The sequence below is a fragment of the Mesorhizobium album genome (assembly GCF_033977205.1).
Lineage (GTDB): Bacteria > Pseudomonadota > Alphaproteobacteria > Rhizobiales > Rhizobiaceae > Mesorhizobium > Mesorhizobium album.
Genome location: NZ_JAVIIW010000003.1, coordinates 170,657 through 192,816 on the forward strand (window position 1 = coordinate 170,657; position 22,160 = coordinate 192,816).

The window sequence follows — 22,160 nt, forward strand, 5'->3', positions numbered from 1 at the left end:
GGGCGCCAGCCCGTGAAAGACCCCGCATGTCGCTTTCCACCGCATTAAGCATCGCCCAGTCGGCGCTTCTGGCCACATCCAAGCAAACCAGCGTCGTGTCGCGCAATGTGGCCGACGCCTCCAACACGGATTACGCCCGACGCGTCGCCGTCGTCACCAGCACGACGCCCGGCGCGCGATCGGTGGAAATACAGCGCGCCGCGAATGACCTTCTGTTTCGCCAGAACCTGTCCGCGCTGTCGGCATGGAGCGGCCAGAGCGCGCTTTATAGCGGCATGGATCAGCTCGACCTCTCGGTCAACGGGGTCGACAACGCGTCGTCTCCATCGACCGCGATCGCCAATCTGCAGCAGGCGCTGCAGCTCTACGCCACGACGCCGTCGAACCAGAACCTAGGCACCAGCGTCATCGATGCGGCCAAGCAGGTGGTGAACTCGCTGAACGGCGGCACCACGGCGATCCAGGACTTCCGCACCCAGACCGACGGCCAGATCGCGACCGCGGTCGACGACCTCAACTCGCTGCTCAGCCAGTTCCAGGATGCCAACAAGGCCGTCATCACCGGCACGCGCTCGGGCAGCGACGTGTCCGACGCGCTCGACCAGCGCGACGCCATTTTGAAGAAGATCGCGGAATATGTCCCCGTCTCGACTTTCACGCGCGGCGACAACGACATGGTCATCACCACCAAGGACGGCACGACGCTGTTCGAAACGGTGCCACGATCGGTGACCTTCACGCCCTCGGCCGGCACGCCCGGCAACACGATCTACATCGACAATGTGCCGCTTTCGTCGGGCACCGGCGACAATACAAGCGCCGACGGCAAGCTGGCCGGCATGCTCAAGCTCCGCGACGATGTCGCCGCGACCATGCAGAGCCAGCTCGACGAGATCGCGCGCGGCCTGATCACGGCATTTGCCGAGACCTCGTCGTCGCAGCCCAATGCGACGGGCCTGTTCACCTGGTCCGGCGCGCCGGCCATTCCTGCTGCCGGCACACTGGTCAACGGCCTCGCCGGCTCGATCAGCGTCAACGCGGCCATGGATCCCAGCGCCGGCGGCAGCCCCTCGCTCCTGCGCGACGGCGGCGCCAACGGCGCGGCCTATGTCGCCAACACCGGCGGCGGCGCTTCCTACTCGGACCTTTTGATCGCCTACGGCAACAGGCTCGATCAGCCGATGGCCTTCGACACCTCCGCCGGCATTACCGTCAGCTCCGGCGTCTCTGATTATGCGGCCAATGCTATCGGCTGGTTCGAAGGCGTACGCCAGCAGGCCTCGACCAACGCCGAGGCGAAGGAGGCGCTGGCCACGCGCACAGCGGAAGCGCTGTCAAACGAAACCGGCGTCAATGTCGACCAGGAAATGTCCCTGCTTCTCGATCTCGAGCACACCTATCAGGCGTCGGCGCGGATGATGAAGACCGTCAGCGACATGCTGGATTCCCTGTTGAGCGCGGTGGGATAAGCCATGAAAGCGACAGCCGTTTCCTCGGCCTCCATCTCCAACGCCTTGCGCTACCAGCAGATGCGCATGCAGGCCGACCTCGTCAAAGCGACGACGGAATCCCAGACCGGCAAGGTCGCGGATGTCGGTCTGGCGCTTGGCGGACGCACGACCCAGGCCGTCACCTTCCAGCGCGACCTCGACAGGCTGAACGGCATCATCGATTCCAATGCGCTGGTTGCCGCGCGCCTGACATCGACCCAGGATTCGCTTGGCCAGCTCTCCGATGTCGCGCAGAGCTTCCTGTCCGCGCTGACCAGCGGCGTGTCGGGCGACTCCTCGACCAGCATCATGCAGACCGCCGGCGCCTCGGCGTTGCAGCAGATGACGGGCCTGCTCAACACCAGCGTCAACGGCGAATATTTGTTTGCCGGCACCAACACCGACGTCAAGCCGATCGATGATTTCAGCGCCTCCGGCTCGCCGGCCAAGGCGGCGTTCGACGCCGCCTTCACCAGTTATTTCGGCTTCACCCAGAACGATCCGGCAGCCGCCAACATCACCGCCGCCCAGATGAACGACTTCATTACCACCGAGGTCGAGCCGCAATTCCTGGGCTCCGGCTGGCAGACCAACTGGTCGAGCGCCACCGACAGTCAGATCACCAGCCGCATTTCGCTGAACGAGACCACCCAGACCTCGGTCAGCGCCAACCAGCAGGGTATCCGCAAGCTCGCCATGGCCGCCGCCATGGTCAGCACTCTGTTCACCGGCAACATCAGTCAGGCCGGCCAGAGCACCATCGTCAGCCGGGCGCAGGCGCTGGTCGGCGAAGCCATCGGCGGCCTCGTCCAAGTGCGGTCCGAGACGGGCCTTGCCCAGAAGCGCGTGTCCGACGCCAGCGACCGCATGAAGACGCAGGTCGATCTCTTCGAGAAGCATATCCTCGACCTCGAAGGCGTCGACCCTGCCGAGGCCGCGACCCGCGTTGCGGACCTGACGCAGCACATCGAAACGTCCTTCGCCTTGACCGCGCGTCTGCAGCAACTCAGCCTGCTGAACTACCTCACCTGAACACTCTCACCGGAACGCCAGAGCTCCGACGATGTATCAATTCTCCTACGCCGACATCCAGACCGACTCCGTTGCCGACGCCAAGGACCGGGAGCGGCAGCTGCTCAGCCGCTCGATCGACATGCTGTCGGCGGCCGCGGCCGTCGGGCCAGATTCGATGGAAGCCGTCGAAGCGCTCCACTTCACCAACCGCATCTGGACCACCTTCGTCGAGGATCTCGGCTCCAGCGACAACGCCCTGCCGAAGGAGCTGCGCGCCAACCTGATCTCCATCGGCCTGTGGCTGCTGCGTGAAACGGAAGACATTCGCCAAGGCCGCGCCAACAATTTCGAGGGATTGATCGAAGTCTCCCAGATCATCCGAGACGGCATCCAATGACCAACACGCTGAAGATCTCGCTGAAGCCTAACGAGAAGATCTACATCAACGGCGCCGTCATCCGCGTGGACCGTAAGGTCACCATCGAGCTGATGAACGACGTCCAGTTCCTTCTGGAAGGCCATGTCATGCAGGCCGAGCAGGCCTCGACGCCGCTCCGGCAGCTCTACTTCATCGTGCAGATCATGCTGATAAACCCGTTGGGCGCGTCCGAGGCCCGCGACATGTTCCGCCGCTCGCTGCCGATGCTGATTGCAAGCTTCGACAATCCGGAAATCTGCAACGGGTTGAAGCAGATCGACCGCATGGTCGGCGAGGACCACATCTACGAGGCGCTGAAGGCGATCCGCGCGCTCTACCCGCTCGAGCGCCAGGCGCTTGGCGGCAATGACGACATTCCGGAGGCGCCGCGCGCGCTGGCTATGGGAGCATAGAGACCGATGACCGTGGACATGACGACGACCATCCCGGTAGGCGCCAACTCGAACACCACGGCGACCTCGAAGACTGCGGTCGATTATCAGTCGTTCCTGAAGCTTCTGATCGCCGAGATGAAGAACCAGGATCCGACCAAGCCGATGGACTCGACGCAGTATGTCGCGCAGCTTGCGACCTTCTCGCAGGTCGAGCAATCGGTTCAGACCAACAGCAAGCTCGACCAGATCATGCAGTCTTCGGCGCTGTCGCAGGCCGACGCGCTGATCGGCCGTTCGATCACCTCCGCCGATGGCAAGACCACGGGAACCGTGGCTTCGGTGAAGCTTGCCAGCAGCGGCCTGATCGCGGTGCTGCAGGACGGCACCGAAGTCCCCGTCGGCGCAGGCGTCTCGATCAAGCCGGCCGCCTAAAGCATGTCTCCCGAAAGTGGATCCCGGTTTCGGGACAAAGACATGCTTACAATCAAAAAACCTAAAGCAAGTCGCGTGAATCCTTTTTCACGCGACCTGCTTTAGCCGCTTTCGTAAGGGTCTGCCATGAACGAGGCCGACGCCCTCGATATCGTGCAATACGCGGTGTGGACGGTGCTTACCGCCTCCGCGCCGGTGGTGCTGGTGGCGATGGCAGTCGGCATCGGCATCGCGCTCATCCAGGCGCTGACCCAGATCCAGGAAATCACACTCACCTTCGTGCCAAAGATCGTCGCCATCATGCTCGTGGTGGCGCTGACCGGACCGTTCATCGGCAGCCAGATCTCGGCCTTCACCAACGTCATCTTCGAACGCATCGAACACGGCTTCTGACCAACGGCTGCGGGCAGCCTGCCCCCCGCGAACCAGCAAACGTTTGGTCCAGACCGGCAAGACGCTTGGCTTAAAGCTTCGCCGACGCATTTTCGCCTTTGCCTTCCTGTTGTTGGACCGCGATCCTTAGCGAGTCGCCGCCGTGCCCCCCGGCGCGCGGCGAGCGCTAGAGCAATTCCAGGAAAAGTGTGAAGCGGTTTTCCGTCCGGAATTGCGTGAAAACAAAGAGATAGAGTGGTTCGCCGTTTCCGTGAAACGGTGAACCACTCTAGACAGCACGGTAAAGGCGGGACAGCGACCATGATCGACGACGAGCCGGAAAGCGAACGCGTTTCGGCGCTGGCGCCGTTCCGGCACGGCATCTTTCGCGCCGTCTGGTCGGCCAGCCTGGTCTCCAACTTCGGCGGCCTGATCCAGGGTGTGGGCGCGGCCTGGATGATGACAACGATCGCCACCTCTTCCTACCAGGTGGCGCTGGTCCAGGCCTCGACCACCTTGCCGATCATGCTGTTTGCGCTCATTGCCGGCGCCATCGCCGACAGCTTCAACCGCCGCAAGGTCATGCTGGTGGCGCAGAGCTTCATGCTGCTCGTCTCGGCGCTGCTGACACTGTTCACCTGGTTCGGCTGGATGACGCCCTGGACGCTGCTTGCCTTCACCTTCCTGATCGACAGCGGCACGGCGCTGAACAGCCCGTCATGGCAGGCGTCGGTCGGCGACATGGTGCCGCGCGCCAAGGTGCCGGCGGCCGTCGCGCTGAACTCGATGGGCTTCAACATCACACGCAGCGTCGGCCCGGCGATCGGCGGCGTCATCGTCGCCGCCGCGGGCGCTGCCGCCGCCTTCGCCGCCAACGCAATCAGCTACATCGGCCTGATCGTGGTGCTGTTCCGCTGGAAGCCGGAAGTGCCGGCACCGACGCTGCCGCGCGAGGCGCTCGGCGCGGCGATGGGCGCCGGCCTGCGCTATGTCGCAATGTCGCCCAACATCGGCAAGGTGCTGGCGAGAGGCTCGGCCTTCGGCTTCAGCGCCGGCGCGGTGTTGGCGCTGCTGCCGCTGGTGGCGCGTGACGTGGTCAAGGGCGATGCCTTGACCTACGGCATCATGCTCGGCGCCTTCGGCATCGGCGCGGTCGGCGGCGCGCTGATCAGCGTGCGGCTGCGGCAGTTGCTCTCCAGCGAAACGATGGTGCGCGCCGCCTTCGCCGGTTTCGCGCTTTGTGCCTTCAATGCCGCCGTCAGCCACAATGCCTGGCAGACCTCCGCGGGCCTGCTCATCGGCGGCGCCTGCTGGGTGATCGCGCTTTCGCATTTCAACGTCACGGTGCAGATGTCGACGCCGCGCTGGGTTGTCGGCCGCGTGCTGTCGATCTACCAGACGGCGACCTTCGGCGGCATTGCCCTGGGCAGCTGGATCTGGGGCGTCGTCGCCGATGCGCATGGCGCGGAGACCGCATTGATGGTTGCCGCTGTCGCCATGCTCGCCGGCGGCGCCATCGGCTTAATCCTGCCGCTGCCGCAGCAGACGACTCTCAACCTCGATCCGCTCAACCGCTTCAAGGAGCCGATGCTGGCGCTCGATTTGAAGCCGCGCAGCGGCCCGATCGCCATCATGATCGAATATCTCATCCGCGAGGAGGACGTGCCGGAGTTCCTCGCCACCATGGCCGAGCGCGGCCGCATCCGCAGCCGCGACGGCGCCCGCAACTGGACGCTTGCGCGGGACCTCGAGAACCCGTCGGTGTGGATCGAGCACTACCACACGCCGACCTGGGTCGAGTACATCCGCCACAATAGGCGCGCCACCCATGCCGACGCGGTTGTCGGCGAGCGCATCCGCGCGCTGCACAGCGGCGAGAACCCGCCGCGCGTGCGCCGCATGATCGAGCGCCCGACGACTGCGGGCACAGCCCTCGTTTCACCGAGGGGGCCGATCGAGCATTGAGCTTTCAGATCAACCGGCGCTTTGGATCATGTAGAGCTTGCGCGTCGTCTCGTGGATCAGCCATTCGCCCTTCCAGCCTTGCGGCAGGACAAGAAGGTCGCCCGGACCCAGTTCGCGCATCTCCCCGTCGGCGCGGCTCACTTCGGCGCGGCCCGAAATGATATGGCAGATTTCCGATGAGCCTGAACGATCGGCGGTGAAACGGCCAGGCGTGCATTCCCAGATGCCGATGTCGACGCTCCCGTCCGGCGACTGGAAGAACGAGCGCGCAGCTTCGACCTGATTGCCTTCAATAGAGGTCGGCTTGGGCGAGAACGCACCGATGTCGGCCTTGGCGAGGTCGTGGAAAGTCGAGAGGTCGATCAAGTCAGGCTCCATAATCAGTGGCCGGTAATGCTATCCGCCAATGCGGCGAGCTTCGAGGTGCGTGCCAGCCCGGCGGCCTCGCGTTGGTCGGCGATGCGGTAGAGTTGGTACATCGAGTGGACGCCGAGCCAACGGAAGGGCTCCGGCTCCCAGCGTCTTACCTTGCGGTTGACCCAAGGCAGGCGCGTAAGCTCGGTGTCTTGGCCGAGGATCAGATCGGCAAGCGTGCGGCCCGAAAGATTGGAGCTCGAGACGCCGAGCCCGACATAGCCGCCGGCCCAGCCGATGCGGGTTTTGGGGTCGAGGCCGACCGTCGTGCACCAGTCGCGCGGCACGCCGAGCACGCCGCACCAGGCATGGTCGATGCGGCATCCCGCCGTCTGCGGCAACAGCGTCGTCAGGATCGTGTGCAGCTGGTCGATCGTCGCCTGCTGCGTCTGGCCGTTCACGTCGGTGCGCGAGCCGTAGCGATACGGTACGCCCCGCCCGCCCATGGTGATGCGGCCTTCGCGTGTGCGCTGCGCATAGCAATAGGCATGCGCCGCATTGCCGAGCAGCTCATGCCCCTCCCAGCCGATCTCGCGCCAAAGTTTTTCCGATAGCGGCTCTGTGACGATCTGTGCGCTGTTCAACGCCAGCCAGGTCCGCTCCTCTCCGGGGATGCCGGCGGTGAACCCTTCCGTGGCGCGGATGATGGTTTCGGCACGCACCGTGCCGCGATCCGTGGTCACGCCGCCCTTGGCAATCGCCGTCACCGTTGTCTTTTCGTAGATCGGCACGCCGAGCCGCTCGACCGCGGCGGCCAGTCCGCGCACCAGTTTGGCCGGCTGCACCCGCGCCTGGCCATGCACGACGAAGCCGCCCATGACATCCTTGATGTTGATGCGGGCGCGCGTCGCAGCTGCGTCCAGCAGTTCCACGCGGCCGGGTTCGGCGTCCCAGGAGCGGATGGTCTCGCATTCGTCGCGCACGCGTTCGAGCTGTGCCGGATTGGTGGCGACGGTCAGATTGTCGACGCGGCGGATATCGGCATCGATGCCTTCCGCCATCGCCACCCGGATCACCTCGTCCACGCAGCCCGCCATCGCCTTCTGCATGGCAGTCACGCCCTGCCGGGTCGAGGTCTTGAGATATTTCTCGCGCGACCAGCCGAAGCCGCCCGACAGCCAGCCGCCATTGCGGCCCGAGGCGCCGAAGCCGGCGAACTCGCGTTCGAGGAGTACGATGCGGAGCGAGGGTTTCGCCTTCTTGAGATAATAGGCGGTCCAAAGCCCCGTGTAGCCGGCGCCGACGATCGAGACATCCGCTTCGGTGTCGCCGGGCAAGGGCGGGCGCGGCGCTGGAACCGCGCCGAGATCCGCATACCAGAATGAGATGTCGCCGTTGCGCTTGACTTGCATGGGATGGCTTCCGGGAGAAGTGTCGATCAGGTCTGCGTCGCGTCTCTGCCACAAGCCTAGCGTCGTCGCCAGCGAAGCAGAATTCCACTCGCTCGTCGAACTGGCTTGAGAAAAAGTGAGACTACCCCTCGCCGGAGAGATCCCGGCGCGCCTTGTCGAGTTCTTCGGCGTAGCGCCGCATAAGATGGCTTTCGGTGAGCAGGCCGAGGACGATGCGATCGTCGAAATCCTCCACGACCGCCAGTTCTTCCGCGCCGGCGCGTTGAAAGGTCTCGGCAGCGGATTGGACGTTCATCGACGGCACCAGAACCGCGTCCTTGAACTGGGCGAGCGCCTTGACCGGCGTCTCACCATCGGAGAGATCGCTGTGGAGTTCGGCGACGAGCAGCACGCCGGTATAATGCTCGCCCTGCTCGACCGCGATGACGCGCTGAGCGGAGCCGAGCGGGATTTCCTTGCGGAATTCGGCCAGCGTCGTCGAGGCATCGATGGTGCGGACATCCTTGCGCATCATCGAGCCGACAGTGAGGCTGCGCATCCAGCCGACATCGTGGGCGCTGCGGATCGTCTCGCCGCGCAGATGGAAGCGCCAGGTCGAGAAGGAATAGCCGAAGGTCTCGCGCACCAGGATCGCCGACATGATCGAAGCCGCGAGCACCACGCCGGTGAGCGTCAGGTCGCGGGTCGATTCCAGCGCCAGGAACGTCATGGTCAGCGGTCCGCCGACGACGCCGACGGCAAGCGAGGTCATGCCGACGACGGCGGCGACCGCGGGGTCAAACCCCGTCGACGGCGCGGCCATCGCCATGACGCCGGCAAAGACCTTGCCGAGCAGCGCTCCCAGGAACAGCGAGGCAAAGAACAGGCCGCCGCGGAAACCGGAGCCGAGCGAGATGGCGGAAGCGGCGAGCTTCATCACGAAGACGCTCGCTACCACGGCGAGGCCGTAGTTCATGGCGAACTCGCGATGCAGCGCTCCATGGCCGCTGGACAGAACCTGCGGCGTGACCAGCCCCAGCAGGCCGACGAGGATGCCGCCAATGAACGGCCGCACGGAAGCGTCGATCGCCAGCCGTGCGAAGAGGCGCTCGATGATGCTCACCAGATTCATGATTGCGATCGAGGCGGCGCCGCCAAGCAGCCCGAGCAGCAGGAACGGCACATACTGGCTGGCGGTCAGCGTCGGCAGGCCGGAAAGTTCCAGTGGAAATGGCACGCCGCCGAACACTTCCGCCGTCAGCGAGGCCGAGATCGCCGCCGTCATGACCGGCGCGACATTGGCGACAGAGTAGATGCCTATGACCAGCTCGAAGCCGTAGAAGGCGCCGGTGAGCGGCGCGTCGAAGGCCGCCGCTATGGCGCCGGCGGCACCGCAGCCGACCAGGATGCGGCCATCGTTGCGGCGCAATCTGAACGCACGCGCCAGCCGCGAGGCGATGCCGGAGCCGATCTGCGTGTAGCCGGCTTCCAAGCCGACCGAGGCGCCGAAGCCGCTGGAGACCATCGTCTGGGCGACGATGATGAACGTATCGGTGAGCGACATGCGCCCGCCATAGAGCGCGTTGGCCTCGATCGGGTCGACCGGCGTCCGGAACTTCCGCTTTCTGAGCCAGATCACCGATAGGCCGAGCAGCAGCCCGCCGATCGCCGGAAACATCGCCTGCACCGGATTGGCGAGCGAAAACATCGCCGAAAGCCGGCCGCCCGGCTGCACATCGAAGAGCAGCCAATGCATGCTCTGCACCAGGTCGCTCATGCCAGTGACCAGCGCGCCTGAGATCACGCCGACCAGACCCGCAAGGATGACGATGACGATGCCGCGTGCCTCGAGCACGGGGATCGAATTGATTAGCACCGCCCGAAGCCGGCGGGCGTAAACTTGCGGTTCGTTTCTGGCAGGCAACGGAGCGGCTCGCCGGGTATGCGGAGGATGGGACGCCGCCGAGCGTGATACGCGCGGCGGCATTGCGAGGCAACCGCAATGCCGACCGCTTATGGCGCCATTTTGGCGCTGCGCCGATTAGTGATGCGCCGAAACCGTCGCCTGTCGCGGCGAGGTTGAAGGTTCCTTCACACAGCCATACGGAAGTCGGCGCGCCAGCCGAGCTCGCTGACGGCCTTCCCGGTCGTGAGGTAAGTGCCCGGTTCCGCGAGGTTGACGGCGCCCTGCGAACCGCGTTCGACGGCAAGCAGCGCCGCGTAGGCTGCGGCATCGACATGCACGGCCGGATCGGCGGCGGTCTCCGCTCCCGTACCGGGCCCGTAGAGATGCCCGTAGTGCAGCACGATGCCGGTCATCGGCGCTTCAAGAACCTGCCGTTCGAGCGCGATGACGCCGCCGACGCTGATGCCGCGGCCGCCTTCGGCGCCGCTGTCGAGCGGATCGGTTTCGGCATGCGGCTTGGGTCCGGGTGCGTAGACCCAGGCAATGCTCTGCGCGATCAGGCGCCTGGCACCGGCCGCCTTCGCCGCCTCGACCAGATTGCGGGTTCCCTCGTCGCGAACGCGCGCATTTGCCATGATCGCCTCGCCCATTAAGGCGGGGTCGAGCCCAGGCGGCAGGTCGGTGAGCTGATGGACGACGATCTCAGGCTTCGCCGCGGTGACGGCAGCGCGCAAACCGGCGGCGTCGAAAACATCGACCACCACCGCATCCGCGCCGAGTGCTCGCAGCTCCGCGGCCTTTGCGGCACGGCGCGTGGTCGCCGTCACCTGATGGCCGGCTTCCAGCAGCTGCGGAACCAGTCGGCGGCCGATCGCGCCGGAACCACCGGCAAGAAAGATTCGATAGCCCATCGTCTTCCGCTCCATCCTGCGATAATATCAGAGTTCGAACAACATATAAGAGCTCTGACATTATGCGCAAGCAGGAAGCGTCACCCGCAATCCCCGCTCCCGGCGAAGGCAAGCGCGGCAAGGAAGGCTATATCGGCTATCTGCTGCGGCAGGCGGCGGGCGCCTACAGGCTGCGGGTCGAGCGGGCGCTGGACGAATTCGCCGTGACGCAGCCGCAATTCGCGACGCTGACCATGCTGTCGGCCTATCCCGGCATCTCCAATGCCGACCTCGCCCGGCTCGCGGTGCTGACCCCGCAGACGGTGAGCGTGATCGTCGGCAACCTGGAGAAGGCAGGCTCGCTCGTGCGCAAGCCGCACGCGGTGCACGGGCGGATCCAGCACCTCGATCTCAGCGACAGCGGCCGCGCCTTGCTGAAGAAATGCCGCGAACGGGTGCAGCGGCTTGAACGCGAGCTGACGGCTGGACTATCGGCGGACGAGGAACGCGCCGTCCGGCGCTGGCTGGTCGCCGTCGCCACCGCGGACGCGGCTCAGCTGTAGCCTAACGCCAGTCTCCCACCTTCGCGCAAGCTTGGCCGATTACGGTCGCGGGCCTGCCCCTGTGCGCGCGGCTGTGGAATTGAGGACGACATGGCGATCAGCGAAACAATCCCGTCCGGCCTGGTGGCCAAGAACGGCCGCGACGTCTTCTTCGCGCTCGGCATCGTCGTCATCCTGGCGGTGCTGTTCCTGCCGATCCCCGCCTTCCTCATCGATATCGGCCTTGCCTTCTCGATCGCGCTGTCGGTGCTGATCCTGATGGTGGCGCTGTGGATCCAGCGGCCGCTGGATTTCTCCTCCTTCCCGACCGTGCTGCTGATTGCCACGATGCTCAGGCTCTCGCTCAACATCGCCACCACGCGCATGATCCTGTCGCACGGCAACGAGGGTACGCACGCCGCGGGCTATGTCATCTCAGGCTTCTCGAAGCTGGTGATGTCGAGCGACTTCGTCATCGGCCTCATCGTCTTCATGATCCTGATCGTGGTGAACTTCATCGTCATCACCAAGGGCGCCACTCGCATCGCCGAGGTCGGCGCGCGCTTCACCCTCGACGCTATTCCCGGCAAGCAGATGTCGATCGACGCCGACCTTTCCGCCGGCATGATCGACGACAAGACGGCGCAGCTCCGTCGCCGCGAGCTGGAGGAGGAATCCTCCTTCTTCGGCTCGATGGACGGCGCCTCGAAATTCGTGCGCGGCGATGCGATCGCCGGCCTCATTATCACCGCCATCAACATCGTCGGCGGCATCGCCATCGGCTATCTGCGCCATAGCATGGGCCTCGGCCAGGCGGCCGACGTCTTCATCAAGCTATCGGTCGGCGACGGCCTCGTCACCCAGATCCCGGCGCTCATCGTCTCGCTCGCCGCCGGCATGCTGGTCTCCAAGGGCGGCACGCGCGGCTCCACCAACCAGGCGGTGTTCGGCCAGCTCGGCGCCCATCCGCGCGCGCTCTATGTCGCGGCCTCGCTGCTGGTGATTCTCGGCCTGATGCCCGGCCTGCCGCTGTTTCCGTTCTTCGCGCTGGCCGGTGCCATGGCCGGCCTCGGCTACGTCATCCCGCTGCGCCACAATCGGGCGCTGGCCGCGGCCGAAGCACTGAAGAACCAGGAGAAGGCGAACAAGGCCGAAGAGGAAAAGAACTCCGTCAAGGCCTCTTTGGCCACCGCCGAGATCGAGCTGCTGATCGGCAAGCAGCTCTCGACCAGGCTGCTGGTCGCGCATCAGGAACTGGTGTTCCGCATGTCGAAGATGCGCAAGAAGTTCGCCCAGCAATATGGCTTCGTGGTGCCGGAAGTGCGCGTCGCCGACGACTTCGCCATCCCGCCGAAGAGCTACCAGATCAAGGTCCACGGCACCGTCGTCGCCGAATACCAGATGCGCGTCGGCGAGATCATGGTCCTGCTCGGCACGCGCGGCGTGCCCGACATCCCCGGCGAGGAGATCCGCGAGCCGGCTTTCGGCATGCGCGCCTATTCGGTGCTGGAAACCTTCGCCGAGGACCTGAAGCGCGAGAACTACACCTTCGCCGACAACATGTCGGTGCTGCTCACCCACCTCTCCGAGGTCATCCGCAACAACCTGCCGCAGCTTCTGTCCTACAAGGACATGAAGGCGCTGCTCGAGCGGCTGGACCCCGAATATCGCAAGCTCGCCGACGAGATCTGCACCTCGCACATCTCCTATCCCGGCCTGCAGGCGGTGCTGAAGCTTCTGCTCGCCGAGCGCGTCTCGATCCGCAACCTGCATTTGATCATCGAGGCTATCGCCGAGATCGCGCCGCATGTTCGCCGCACCGAGCAGATCGTCGAACATGTGCGCATCCGCATGGCGCAGCAGATCTGCGGCGATCTTTCGGAAGGCGGCATGCTCAAGGTGCTGCGCCTCGGCAACCGCTGGGACCTCGCCTTCCACCAGAGCCTCAAGCGCGACGCCAAGGGCGAGGTGCGCGAGTTCGACATCGACCCGCGCCAGCTTGAGGAATTCGGCCAGGACGCGACCAAGGCGATCCGCAAGCATCTCGAAGCCGGCGAGCGCTTCGTGCTGGTCACAGCACCCGACGCGCGCCCCTATGTGCGCATGATCATCGAGCGGCTCTTTACCACGCTTCCCGTTCTCTCCCATGTCGAGATCGCCAAGGGCGTCGAGATCAAGGTGCTTGGAACCATCTCGTGAACGCGCTCTCGCAAGGCGTCGTCATCGCCGCCTTCCTCGCCTTCTGCCGCATCGGCGCCTGCTTCATGCTGATGCCGGGCATCTCGAGCGCCCGGGTGCCGATCCAGGTCCGCCTGTTCGTGTCGGTGGCCGCCACCGGCGGCCTGCTCGCCTTCCTGTGGGACCGCATCTACCCTTATGTCGATCCGCGCCCGCAGGTCCTGGCGCCGATGATCGTCTCCGAGCTTCTGGTCGGCGGGCTGATCGGCGCCATGACCAGGCTCTACATGGAAGCGCTGCGTTTCATGGGCTCGGCCATCGCCATGCTGATCGGCTATGGCGGCTCGGGCGGACCGGCGATCGAGGAGCCCGAGCCGCAGGCGGCACTCGCCGCCATCATCTCGTTCTCGGCGCTGCTTCTGCTTTTCGTCTTCGACTTCGACCACGAGATCGTGCGCGCGCTCGTCGCCTCCTACACGGTCGCCCCGGTCAATATCTTCTTCAACCCGCAGGCCGCCCTCGTCGACGTCACCGACACGGTGTCGGATGCCTTCTTCCTGGTCCTACGCCTCGGCAGCCCGTTCGTCGCCTATGCCATCCTGGTCAACCTGACGATCGGCTTCGTCAACAAGCTGACGCCGCAGATCCCGGTCTATTTCATCTCGCTGCCCTTCGTCATCGCCGGCGGGATGATCATCTTTTATTTCGCCGTCGGCACCCTGCTGTCGCTGTTTGTCGACGGCTTTGTCGACCTCACGCTTGCGAGGTAGCGCAATGACCTCGCGCAAGGACCGCCTGAAGAAGCTGGTCAAGGTGCAGGAGCAGCTGAAGGCGCTGCACGAGACCCGGCATGCCGGCTTCCTCGCGGCGGCCGCCGCGGCGGTATCGGAAGCGAAGGAACTCATCGAACATTTCGACACCCGCAGCTCGCTGGCCGGCCTGTTCCCGGAGCTCTATCATCGCCGTATCGCCGATGCGTTCGGCCGGCAAAAGCAGAACCTTGAGAACGCTCGGCAGGAGGCGGCGTTGATCGCCACCGCAACCGCCCGCACCAACATGGTCGAGCGTGCCTACAAGGACGTCCGCCGCCGCGACGAACGCGAGCGCTCCGACCGCGAGCGCCTCGACCTGATCACACAGAAGCGGCGGGCCGAGTAGCGGCGAGAATTCCACCTTCGAACCGATGCTGACGTCTGCAGGCATTGCGCGCAGCGATCCGGCACGGATCACGACGGCAATCGATCTCAGGAACTTTTTGGCCCGCGCGGCGTCAATTCTGGGTCCGACACCTGGGATGGATTGTCGGCAAACGTTCAGAAGGAGAGCCACCAATGGCCACGCAGAAAAACTCTGATATGGGTCCCGACTTGGCAGCCGGAGTGCCGATTGCCGCATTTGGCGACAGGGGGCTGCTTGGGGGCCATGTCGGCGAGGAGCCGGTGCTTCTGGCGCGTGTCGGCGACGAAGTGCTGGCGGTCGCAGGCAAGTGCACGCACTATGGTGGCCCGCTGGCCGATGGGATCGTGGTCGAGGATACGGTTCGATGCCCATGGCACCACGCCTGCTTCAACCTCCGTACCGGCGAGGCACTCGCAGCGCCGGCCTTCGACCCTTTGCAGCGATGGAATGTGGAGCGCCGAGGCGATCGTATCTTCGTGACCGGCAAGGCTGACGCGGACAAGGAGGCCGCACCGTCGTCGCAGCCCGATGCGGCCGGCCAGCCGGGCCGCATCGTCATTGTGGGTGGTGGCGCTGCCGGGTTCGCGGCCGCGGAAATGCTGCGCCGCAGCCGGTTCGCCGGCGAAATCACTATGCTCAGTTCGGACAATGACGCACCTTACGATCGCCCCAACCTGTCCAAGGACTATCTTGCCGGGACGGCGCCGGAGGCGTGGATTCCGCTGCGCGGTCCCAAATTCTACGCGCGCAACAAGATCGATCTCCAGTTGCGGACGACGTGTGAGCGCATCGACATCGACGGGCGGGCGGTGATCACCGACGACGGGCGGGATTTTCCCTTCGACCGCCTTCTGCTGGCGACGGGAGCCGAGCCGGTTCGCCTGCCGCTTGCCGGCGCCGATGGCGACCACGTCTTCACATTGCGATCGCTGGCCGACAGCCGCGCCCTCATCGAGCGCGCCCAAGGTTCGAAGACGGCGGTGGTGCTCGGCGCGGGGTTCATCGGCCTGGAAGTCGCGGCCGCCCTCCGCAAGCGCGGCGTCGCGGTTCATGTTGTCGCGCCGGAGGCCTATCCGCTTGGAGCAGTCTTTGGTTCGGAACTCGGCAGCTTCATCCGCTCGCTGCACGAAGAGCACGGCGTCATCTTCCATCTGGGCACCACGGCCGAACGGATAACCGTGGACGCGGTCGCGTTGAGCGACGGCAGCGAGATCGATGCCGATCTTGTCGTCGTCGGCGCCGGCGTGAAGCCGCGCCTCTCGCTGGCCGCCGATGCCGGCATCGCCGTCGACCAGGGAGTGCTCGTGAACGAGTTCCTCGAGACAAGCGTGGCCGGCATCTTCGCCGCCGGCGACGTCGCTCAGTGGCTCGACTTGAACACGGCTGAATCGCGGCGCGTCGAGCATTGGGTGGTGGCGGAACGCCAGGGGCAGATCGCGGCGCAAAACATGCTCGGCCTTCGGCGACCCTTCTCGAGCGTTCCGTTCTTCTGGAGCGAGCACTACGACGTTTCGATCCGCTATGTCGGCTACGCCCGGACGTGGGACGCGATCGAGATCGACGGCAGCATTACCGATCGCGATTGTCTGGTCGGCTACAAGAAAGACGGCAAGATTGTCGCTGTTGCCGCCATCGGCCGTGACGTGCAGGCGCTGGCCTGCGAGGCTTCCATGGCTTGATTGCGCTCGAGCGCGCGGCATTCCGTCTACTAGAAAGCGCTTGCGTGGCCTGGCGCTCGGCGATGAACTTCGTCAATCCCTTCCCTGGCCAATCCCCTCGCAAGCCTGCCACAAGCTTGTTGAGCCATTGTGCAACTAACAAACTCCGGCAAAGAGGCGGACTTTCTTGGCGATCTCACCCCCCAGCGACATCGTGATGGATGTTGCCCGCGCGGCGGAGCCGGCCGACGTCGAGGCCGCGCGGGCAGCTCTCGCCAGAAGGGCAGGAGGTGCCCAAGGCACGTTTTCGATCGACCAGGCCGCCTCCGTCGATGCCGGCTCGGTCTTGTCGCGCGCGAGCGCGGACAAGGCCGAGGCGGCAAACCCGGCGAAGAAGTTCCAGCGCTTCGAGGCGATGGTGCTGACGACCTTCATCCAGAACATGATGCCCAAGGACACCGAGGGCGTTTACGGCAAGGGCCTGGCCGGCGACATGTGGAAGTCGCAGCTCGCCGAAAAGGTGGCCGATGTCATGGCCGCGCATGGCGGCATCGGCATCGCGAGATCGATGCTCGCCGACCACTATCTGGACGGCAAGCACAAGGTACCGGTCGGGCCTGTTGGGGGCGGACCGGAGAAAGCCGAGATCGACCAGCAGGCCAGGCTTTCGACCTCCTTGGTCGAGCAACTCGAGCGCAAGGCCGCCCGGTCGATGACCGGCGACGACACAACCATAAGAACGGATATCAAGATCTAGGGATTTACATGGCCGACCAAACGGACCTTTCCAATCTGCCCGCACGGACTACCGCCACGGAAGCGCCGATCGCGGCTGCGCGGCCCGGCAACCTCGCCGCCATCATCGGCCGTATCGAGGAGGCGGTGGACGAGGAGACGGCGGGTATCCGCAGCGGAACCGGCTATGACCTCAAGGCTTCCAATGCCCGCAAGAGCCGTTATCTCTACGAGCTGACCCGTGCCTTGAAGGGCGCCAATGAGATCGAGTTCCTCGAGCAGCATCGCGAGGGACTGGCGCGGCTGCGCCAGAAGCTGGCAAAGAACGAGGCGGCCATCCTTGCCCATCTCAACGCCGTCAACGAGGTCGCGACGCTGTTGAAGAACGCCATCCAGCGCGCCGATGCCGACGGCACCTATTCGGCCGGCGAATTCGGATACGCCCGGGCTTGAACGGGATGACGACGGCGCAAGGAAAGATCCGGTGATCAAGTTCATCGCCGCAGCGCTTTGGATCTGCGCCGTGACACTCGGCGCGGTGTTCTATTCCTTCCAGGCGGCGGGCCAGCGCGGCGTCGGCGAGCCGCCGAAGCCGATGCTGGGCGGGCTCGACTACGTCAAGACCGACATCATTTCGGTGCCACTCATCCGCGACGCCAGGATCGACGGCTATTTCCTGACGAAGCTCGTCTACACGGTGGAACCGGACCAGATAAAGAAACTGTCGGTCCCGGCGCCGGCGCTGATCACCGACCAGGTCTATTCCTACCTCTATTCCAATCCGCAGATCGATTTCACCAAGAAGGAGACGATCGATCTCGAAGCCTTCCGCAAGGCCATCCGCGACACCGTCAACGCCCGCGTCGGCGTCGAGCTGGTGCATGACGTGCTGATCGACCAGGTCAACTTCCTGTCCAAGGACGAAATCCGCGACAACGCCATCCGCCGCCGCAAGAATGCCGGCGAGACGGCCCAGGAAATGACCAAGGCCTTCAAGCAGCATTGATCGCGGGCTGGAGTTCTCTGAACGCGGTTTCCTCAGCCGACGTGATGCGACATGCCGCATGGCAACCACGTTGACGTAAACGTCAACCGGAAGCTATATGCGCTGGTGACCGTGGCCGCGCCTGGCGCGACACGGCGCCTCGCCCAGCGGCCACGGCCGGTGCGCGTCAAACGCAACCAAACGAGGAGAACCGCCATGGGCGTTCAGGAGATTGCCGACAAGATCAGGTCGCGCGTGGCAAGCGCCGGCTTCGAGCATTCGGTCAAGTTCGACACCGGCGGCGACGGCGTCATCGTCATCGACGGCGCGACCGTCTCGACCGCCGATGCCCCGACCGACTGCACGGTCAAGCTTTCGCTCGACGATCTCGACTCGCTGATTTCCGGCGACCTCAACCCGACCATGGCTTTCATGGCCGGCAAGCTGAAGGTCGAGGGCGACATGACGGTCGCCATGGCGCTCAGCCAGCTTCTCGGCTGATCGACGTCGAGAGATAGTCACCATGCGATGCGGCACCACGTTTTTTGAACGCGTGACGCCGCATCGGCGCCTCACAGCCTTCAGGCTACGAAATCCAGAGCCTTGACCTTCCGGCCGGCGGCCTTGATCGTGCCCTTGGCGCCGTCAAGCGCGCCCTCTTTCAGATCCAGCGCCAACAGCCGGTGCCGCTCATAGGGGCCAGGCATGGCGAGCGATCCCGTGCGGTCGGCCGAGAAGCCGAACCGCCCGTAATAAGGCGCATCGCCGACAAGCAGGATCGCGCCGTGGCCGAGCCGCGCCGCTTCGGCGATCGCGTGGAGCATCAGAGCCGAGCCGATGCCGGCGCTCTTCAGCGACGGCTCGACCGCCAGCGGCCCAAGCAGAAGTGCTGCCGCGCCGCCATCGCCGAGCCGCACGTCCCACAGCCGAACCGTGCCGACGATCGCGCCCGACGGATCGCGCGCGACGAAGGCCAGGCCTTCGGACGGCCGGCGGCCGCGCCGCAGCTTCTCGGACGACTTCTTCCTGCGCTTCGGGCCCATGGCACGGTCAAGCAATGCTTCGCGCGCCCGCATGTCACCGGCGCCTTCAGCATGGATGACGAAGGCCGGCGCCCGTGCGGCCCCCTCGTCCGGCGCGCCGCGCGAGCCAGCCTGTGCCCGGTGGGCAAGGGAGGGCGCCAGCGCTGCCGTCGAACTCTTCTCCGCGGCGGAGAAGAGTTCATCCGACGGTCCGGACGAGGGGGCAATTTCGGTGGCCGCAACGGCCGATTTGATCAGGTATTCCATTTCCGCGATCCTTCACGAGCGGAGATCTGTTCCACAAGCGAGCCCGGGCGGGCGATCGATATCGCCCGCGCCGGATGATCTGAAGGCTTGCGCCTTCAGATCACGTAGGATCGGAGAGGCTCGAAGCCGTTGAAGGCGACCGCCGAATAGGTGGTCGTGTAGGCGCCGGTGCCTTCGATCAGCACCTCGTCGCCGATGGTCAGCGACAGGGGCAGCGGATAAGGCGTCTTCTCGTACATCACGTCGGCCGAATCGCAGGTCGGGCCGGCGAGCACGCAGGGCGCGGTCTCCGAGCCATCACGCGGAGTGACGATCGGATAGCGGATCGACTCGTCCATGGTCTCGGCGAGGCCGCCGAACTTGCCGATGTCGAGGAACACCCAGCGCACATTGTCGTTGTCGGCCTTCTTCGAGATCAGGACGACTTCCGACTTGATGACGCCGGCATTGCCGACCATGCCGCGGCCCGGCTCGATGATCGTCTCGGGCAGCGCGTTGCCGAAATGCTTGCGCAGCGCCGAGAAGATCGCCTGGCCATAGGCCTGCGCGGCCGGCACGTCCTTCAGGTAACGGGTCGGGAAGCCGCCGCCCATATTGACCATCTTCAAGACGATGCCTTCCTCGGCGAGCGTGGCGAACACTCTCTTGGCGTCACCCAGCGCGCGGTCCCAGGCCGACAGGTCCGTCTGCTGCGAGCCGACATGGAACGATACGCCGTAGGCATCGAGGCCGAGGCTCTTGGCATGGCGCAGCACGTCGACGGCCATCGCCGGCACGCAGCCGAACTTGCGCGACAGCGGCCATTCGGCGCCCTCGCCGTCGGTGAGCACGCGGCAGAACACGCGCGAGCCAGGGGCGGCGCGGGCGATCTTCTCGACCTCCTCGACGCAGTCGACCGCGTAGAGGCGGATGCCGAGCTGGTAGGCGCGCTGGATGTCGCGCTCCTTCTTGATGGTGTTGCCGAAGGAGATGCGGTCCGCCGGCGCGCCGGCGTCCATCGCCATCTCGACCTCGGCAACGGATGCGGTGTCGAAGGACGAGCCCATCGCAGCAAGGAGGCGCAGGATCTCCGGCGCCGGGTTTGCTTTCACCGCATAGTAGATCTTGGAATCGGGCAACGCCTTCTCGAAGGCGCGGAAATTGTCGCGCACGACATCGAGGTCGACGACGAGGCAGGGGCCGTTCGGACGTCGGGTGGCGAGGAAGTCGAGGATGCGCTGGGTAGCCATCGAGGTCTCTCCATCTGCGCCTTTCGGCGCGCACAAAGCTGCGAGATGCGGGCGCTCAGCCTCGCGAACTCGCGGTGGACAAAGGCGGGACGAAAAATCCGTGGAACCAGCCGGTGGAGACCCCGGAACCACGAATCGCCGTCTCGCGGCGGTGAACCTGGCCTTGCCCGGCCTCGGTTCGCTTTGTCTGCCTTGGCTTGGATGGAGACCATCCGCACTGCCGGCAATGAAGGTGTGCCTCTTCAGTAACCCCGGTCTTTGGACGACCGGCAGACACCAGAAAGGCCCGCACCGTCGTTGCTTCAAGGTGTCCTCGGTCTGGCGGTTGGCCACTAGACCGACTGGAGGGGTTGGCTCCAGTTACCTTACCGATTGCCCTCACCATTCGAGGATCGGCGGACACCCACAGGCACGTGCGACTTTGGGCAAGCGCGATATAAGAGCGAAGGGTTTCACAATCAATAAAAATCGTAGGCGCAGGTTGTAAAAATTCCTGCATCGAACAATGTTTGTGGACCGTATCCGGAAATCGAACGATGCCAGGAACCCACGGCCCTCTCAACGCCTTCCTCGATCTGCGCCAAATGCCTGTGGCACATGCGGAAATGGGCCCGCTTGCCGGCCTGCGCCTCGCCGTCAAGGACATCTACGACGTCGCCGGCTACCGCACCGGCTGCGGCAACCCGCGCAAGTTCGAGGAAGCGCTCGCCGCTACGCAGACGGCCGAGGCCGTGCAGGCGATTCTCGACGCCGGCGCGCGATTCGTCGGCAAGACGCAGACCGACGAGCTTGCCTTCTCGCTGCTCGGCCAGAATTCGCATTTCCCGTTTCCGGTGAACCCGGCCGCCCCGGACCGCGTGACCGGCGGCTCTTCCTCGGGGTCGGCGGCCGCGGTCGCCGGCGGGCTTGCCGACATCGCCGTGGGCTCCGACACCGCCAGCTCGATCCGAGTTCCGGCAAGCTTCTGCGGCTTGATCGGGCTGCGCATCACGCATGGCCGCATCTCGCTCGACGGCGCGATGAAGCTGGCGCCGAGCTTCGACACCTTCGGCTGGTTCGCCGACAACATCGAGACCTATGAGGCGGTCGGCAAGCTTTTGCTCGGCCGCGATCCGCATCAGCATCCGCTCAACCGCCCGCTGTCGATCCGCTGGCTCGACGCTTTCGCCGCCGGCCTGGCTGAGGCTGCCGAGCTTGACCGGATGAAGAAGCTGGCCGCCACCGTCATCGGCGAGCCGACCGAGACCGAATATGCCTTCGCCTCATCCCCTGACGAGCTCTACCAGTGCTTCCGACGGCTTCAGGCCCATGAGGCCTGGCAGGTGCATGGCGGCTGGATCTCGGCCGGCGATCGCGGCCTTGGCCCCGATGTCGACGTGCGTTTCGGCTTCGGCCGAACCATCGATGCCAAGACGGCCGAGGCCGAAACGGCGCGCCGGACAGCCTTTCGTTCCGGGCTCAGCGCCCTGCTCGGCAACGACGGTTTCCTCGTTATGCCGACCGTCCCTGGCGCGGCGCCGCTTGTCGCTAGCACGCCGGAACAGTTCCAGGCCTATCGCGAAAGGGCGCTGCGTCTGTTGTGCCTGGCTGGCCTGTCGGGCTTCCCGCAGATCACGCTCCCATTGGGATGTGTCGACGGCGCGCCCTTCGGCCTGTCGCTGCTCGGCCCTTCCGGCAGCGATGTCGCCCTGATACGGCTCGGCCGCAAGATTCTCGACGCGGCACGAAAGGTCTGATC

Annotated in this window: 23 protein-coding genes; 17 read left to right on the forward strand and 6 right to left on the reverse strand. The window is 65.2% G+C overall.

Translation table 11 applies throughout. The features are described 5' to 3' along the window. The first annotated feature begins 26 nt into the window (after window positions 1-26). The 7 genes from flgK to RFN28_RS03970 all read left to right on the forward strand — a co-directional run bounded on the left by flgK (window position 27) and on the right by RFN28_RS03970 (window position 6,086). Window positions 27-1,469, forward strand: a complete 1,443-nt coding sequence (gene flgK / locus RFN28_RS03940; protein ID WP_320286063.1) for a flagellar hook-associated protein FlgK — start codon at window positions 27-29, stop codon at window positions 1,467-1,469. 3 nt (window positions 1,470-1,472) lie between these two features. Beyond that, complete coding sequence (locus RFN28_RS03945; RefSeq protein ID WP_320286064.1) at window positions 1,473-2,522, forward strand: flagellar hook-associated family protein; 1,050 nt, start codon at window positions 1,473-1,475, stop codon at window positions 2,520-2,522. 31 nt (window positions 2,523-2,553) lie between these two features. Beyond that, the gene (gene flaF / locus RFN28_RS03950) at window positions 2,554-2,901 is read left to right on the forward strand and encodes a flagellar biosynthesis regulator FlaF (RefSeq protein ID WP_320286065.1); all 348 of its coding nucleotides are present in this window, start codon (window positions 2,554-2,556) and stop codon (window positions 2,899-2,901) included. After that, window positions 2,898-3,335 carry a flagellar biosynthesis repressor FlbT gene (gene flbT, locus RFN28_RS03955; protein ID WP_320286066.1) on the forward strand — a complete coding sequence of 146 codons (438 nt, stop codon included), beginning with the start codon at window positions 2,898-2,900 and terminating at the stop codon, window positions 3,333-3,335. The genes flaF and flbT overlap by 4 nt, the downstream gene beginning before the upstream one ends. Before the next feature lie 6 nt (window positions 3,336-3,341). Further along, entirely contained in the window at window positions 3,342-3,749 is a 408-nt protein-coding gene (gene flgD / locus RFN28_RS03960; RefSeq protein ID WP_320286067.1) for a flagellar hook assembly protein FlgD, read from the forward strand. A gap of 126 nt (window positions 3,750-3,875) precedes the next feature. Further along, complete coding sequence (fliQ, locus tag RFN28_RS03965) at window positions 3,876-4,142, forward strand: flagellar biosynthesis protein FliQ (protein WP_027165133.1); 267 nt, start codon at window positions 3,876-3,878, stop codon at window positions 4,140-4,142. A 300-nt stretch (window positions 4,143-4,442) separates the two neighbouring features. Next, window positions 4,443-6,086, forward strand: coding sequence for an MFS transporter (locus tag RFN28_RS03970; protein WP_320286068.1), 1,644 nt, complete (start codon window positions 4,443-4,445; stop codon window positions 6,084-6,086). A 9-nt stretch (window positions 6,087-6,095) separates the two neighbouring features. Here RFN28_RS03970 and RFN28_RS03975 read toward each other — a convergent pair whose 3' ends face one another. From RFN28_RS03975 to RFN28_RS03990, 4 genes are all read right to left on the reverse strand, one after another. Continuing rightward, entirely contained in the window at window positions 6,096-6,464 is a 369-nt protein-coding gene (locus RFN28_RS03975; protein ID WP_320286069.1) for a cupin domain-containing protein, read from the reverse strand. Between the two features lie 2 nt (window positions 6,465-6,466). Further along, the gene (locus RFN28_RS03980) at window positions 6,467-7,852 is read right to left on the reverse strand and encodes an NAD(P)/FAD-dependent oxidoreductase (RefSeq protein ID WP_320286070.1); all 1,386 of its coding nucleotides are present in this window, start codon (window positions 7,850-7,852) and stop codon (window positions 6,467-6,469) included. A 121-nt stretch (window positions 7,853-7,973) separates the two neighbouring features. After that, complete coding sequence (locus RFN28_RS03985) at window positions 7,974-9,755, reverse strand: chloride channel protein (protein ID WP_320286071.1); 1,782 nt, start codon at window positions 9,753-9,755, stop codon at window positions 7,974-7,976. 167 nt (window positions 9,756-9,922) lie between these two features. Then, complete coding sequence (locus tag RFN28_RS03990; protein WP_320286072.1) at window positions 9,923-10,648, reverse strand: NAD-dependent epimerase/dehydratase family protein; 726 nt, start codon at window positions 10,646-10,648, stop codon at window positions 9,923-9,925. Window positions 10,649-10,710: 62 nt separating this feature from the next. Here RFN28_RS03990 and RFN28_RS03995 point away from each other — a divergent pair, with 62 nt between their 5' ends. The 9 genes from RFN28_RS03995 (at window position 10,711) to RFN28_RS04035 (ending at window position 18,405) form a co-directional block, all read left to right on the forward strand. Then, the gene (locus RFN28_RS03995) at window positions 10,711-11,190 is read left to right on the forward strand and encodes a MarR family winged helix-turn-helix transcriptional regulator (protein WP_320286073.1); all 480 of its coding nucleotides are present in this window, start codon (window positions 10,711-10,713) and stop codon (window positions 11,188-11,190) included. 90 nt (window positions 11,191-11,280) lie between these two features. Further along, window positions 11,281-13,368 carry a flagellar biosynthesis protein FlhA gene (gene flhA / locus RFN28_RS04000; protein WP_320286074.1) on the forward strand — a complete coding sequence of 696 codons (2,088 nt, stop codon included), beginning with the start codon at window positions 11,281-11,283 and terminating at the stop codon, window positions 13,366-13,368. Next, window positions 13,365-14,117 (forward strand): flagellar biosynthetic protein FliR, encoded by a 753-nt coding sequence (fliR, locus tag RFN28_RS04005; protein WP_320286075.1) that lies wholly within the window; start codon window positions 13,365-13,367, stop codon window positions 14,115-14,117. Before flhA ends, fliR begins: the two co-directional genes overlap by 4 nt. Window positions 14,118-14,121: 4 nt before the next feature. Next, window positions 14,122-14,505 carry a hypothetical protein gene (locus tag RFN28_RS04010; RefSeq protein WP_320286076.1) on the forward strand — a complete coding sequence of 128 codons (384 nt, stop codon included), beginning with the start codon at window positions 14,122-14,124 and terminating at the stop codon, window positions 14,503-14,505. 173 nt (window positions 14,506-14,678) lie between these two features. After that, window positions 14,679-16,205 (forward strand): FAD-dependent oxidoreductase, encoded by a 1,527-nt coding sequence (locus tag RFN28_RS04015; protein ID WP_320286077.1) that lies wholly within the window; start codon window positions 14,679-14,681, stop codon window positions 16,203-16,205. Window positions 16,206-16,371: 166 nt separating this feature from the next. Then, a complete protein-coding gene (locus RFN28_RS04020) occupies window positions 16,372-16,941 on the forward strand; it encodes a rod-binding protein (protein WP_320286078.1) in 570 nt (189 codons plus the stop codon). An 8-nt stretch (window positions 16,942-16,949) separates the two neighbouring features. Beyond that, on the forward strand, window positions 16,950-17,372 hold the full coding sequence (locus tag RFN28_RS04025; RefSeq protein WP_320286079.1) for a hypothetical protein: 423 nt from the start codon (window positions 16,950-16,952) through the stop codon (window positions 17,370-17,372). 31 nt (window positions 17,373-17,403) lie between these two features. Next, complete coding sequence (locus RFN28_RS04030; RefSeq protein ID WP_320286080.1) at window positions 17,404-17,925, forward strand: hypothetical protein; 522 nt, start codon at window positions 17,404-17,406, stop codon at window positions 17,923-17,925. Between the two features lie 195 nt (window positions 17,926-18,120). After that, window positions 18,121-18,405: an SCP2 sterol-binding domain-containing protein gene (locus RFN28_RS04035; protein WP_320286081.1), complete on the forward strand. Its 285-nt coding sequence runs from the start codon at window positions 18,121-18,123 to the stop codon at window positions 18,403-18,405. 80 nt (window positions 18,406-18,485) lie between these two features. Here RFN28_RS04035 and RFN28_RS04040 read toward each other — a convergent pair whose 3' ends face one another. Further along, entirely contained in the window at window positions 18,486-19,193 is a 708-nt protein-coding gene (locus tag RFN28_RS04040) for a GNAT family N-acetyltransferase (RefSeq protein WP_320286082.1), read from the reverse strand. A 95-nt stretch (window positions 19,194-19,288) separates the two neighbouring features. Then, the gene (odc2, locus tag RFN28_RS04045; RefSeq protein ID WP_320286083.1) at window positions 19,289-20,422 is read right to left on the reverse strand and encodes an ornithine/lysine decarboxylase; all 1,134 of its coding nucleotides are present in this window, start codon (window positions 20,420-20,422) and stop codon (window positions 19,289-19,291) included. Window positions 20,423-20,958: 536 nt separating this feature from the next. On the opposite strand from odc2, the gene RFN28_RS04050 reads away from it, so the two are divergent. Further along, complete coding sequence (locus RFN28_RS04050; RefSeq protein ID WP_320286084.1) at window positions 20,959-22,158, forward strand: amidase; 1,200 nt, start codon at window positions 20,959-20,961, stop codon at window positions 22,156-22,158. Window positions 22,159-22,160 lie beyond the last annotated feature (2 nt).

Excerpts from the sequence above, each read along its gene's own strand:
- RFN28_RS03945 (WP_320286064.1), top strand. The coding sequence starts at position 1,473 with ATGAAAGCGACAGCCGTTTCCTCGGCCTCCATCTCCAACGCCTTGCGC.
- RFN28_RS03980 (WP_320286070.1), bottom strand. The coding sequence starts at position 7,852 with ATGCAAGTCAAGCGCAACGGCGACATCTCATTCTGGTATGCGGATCTC.
- RFN28_RS04040 (WP_320286082.1), bottom strand. The coding sequence starts at position 19,193 with ATGGAATACCTGATCAAATCGGCCGTTGCGGCCACCGAAATTGCCCCC.
- RFN28_RS04015 (WP_320286077.1), top strand. The coding sequence starts at position 14,679 with ATGGCCACGCAGAAAAACTCTGATATGGGTCCCGACTTGGCAGCCGGA.
- odc2 (WP_320286083.1), bottom strand. The coding sequence starts at position 20,422 with ATGGCTACCCAGCGCATCCTCGACTTCCTCGCCACCCGACGTCCGAAC.
- RFN28_RS03975 (WP_320286069.1), bottom strand. The coding sequence starts at position 6,464 with ATGGAGCCTGACTTGATCGACCTCTCGACTTTCCACGACCTCGCCAAG.
- flgK (WP_320286063.1), top strand. The coding sequence starts at position 27 with ATGTCGCTTTCCACCGCATTAAGCATCGCCCAGTCGGCGCTTCTGGCC.
- RFN28_RS03970 (WP_320286068.1), top strand. The coding sequence starts at position 4,443 with ATGATCGACGACGAGCCGGAAAGCGAACGCGTTTCGGCGCTGGCGCCG.
- RFN28_RS04025 (WP_320286079.1), top strand. The coding sequence starts at position 16,950 with ATGGCCGACCAAACGGACCTTTCCAATCTGCCCGCACGGACTACCGCC.
- flhA (WP_320286074.1), top strand. The coding sequence starts at position 11,281 with ATGGCGATCAGCGAAACAATCCCGTCCGGCCTGGTGGCCAAGAACGGC.
- fliQ (WP_027165133.1), top strand. The coding sequence starts at position 3,876 with ATGAACGAGGCCGACGCCCTCGATATCGTGCAATACGCGGTGTGGACG.
- flaF (WP_320286065.1), top strand. The coding sequence starts at position 2,554 with ATGTATCAATTCTCCTACGCCGACATCCAGACCGACTCCGTTGCCGAC.
- RFN28_RS03990 (WP_320286072.1), bottom strand. The coding sequence starts at position 10,648 with ATGGGCTATCGAATCTTTCTTGCCGGTGGTTCCGGCGCGATCGGCCGC.
- RFN28_RS03995 (WP_320286073.1), top strand. The coding sequence starts at position 10,711 with ATGCGCAAGCAGGAAGCGTCACCCGCAATCCCCGCTCCCGGCGAAGGC.
- RFN28_RS04035 (WP_320286081.1), top strand. The coding sequence starts at position 18,121 with ATGGGCGTTCAGGAGATTGCCGACAAGATCAGGTCGCGCGTGGCAAGC.
- flgD (WP_320286067.1), top strand. The coding sequence starts at position 3,342 with ATGACCGTGGACATGACGACGACCATCCCGGTAGGCGCCAACTCGAAC.
- RFN28_RS04010 (WP_320286076.1), top strand. The coding sequence starts at position 14,122 with ATGACCTCGCGCAAGGACCGCCTGAAGAAGCTGGTCAAGGTGCAGGAG.
- RFN28_RS04050 (WP_320286084.1), top strand. The coding sequence starts at position 20,959 with ATGCCAGGAACCCACGGCCCTCTCAACGCCTTCCTCGATCTGCGCCAA.
- flbT (WP_320286066.1), top strand. The coding sequence starts at position 2,898 with ATGACCAACACGCTGAAGATCTCGCTGAAGCCTAACGAGAAGATCTAC.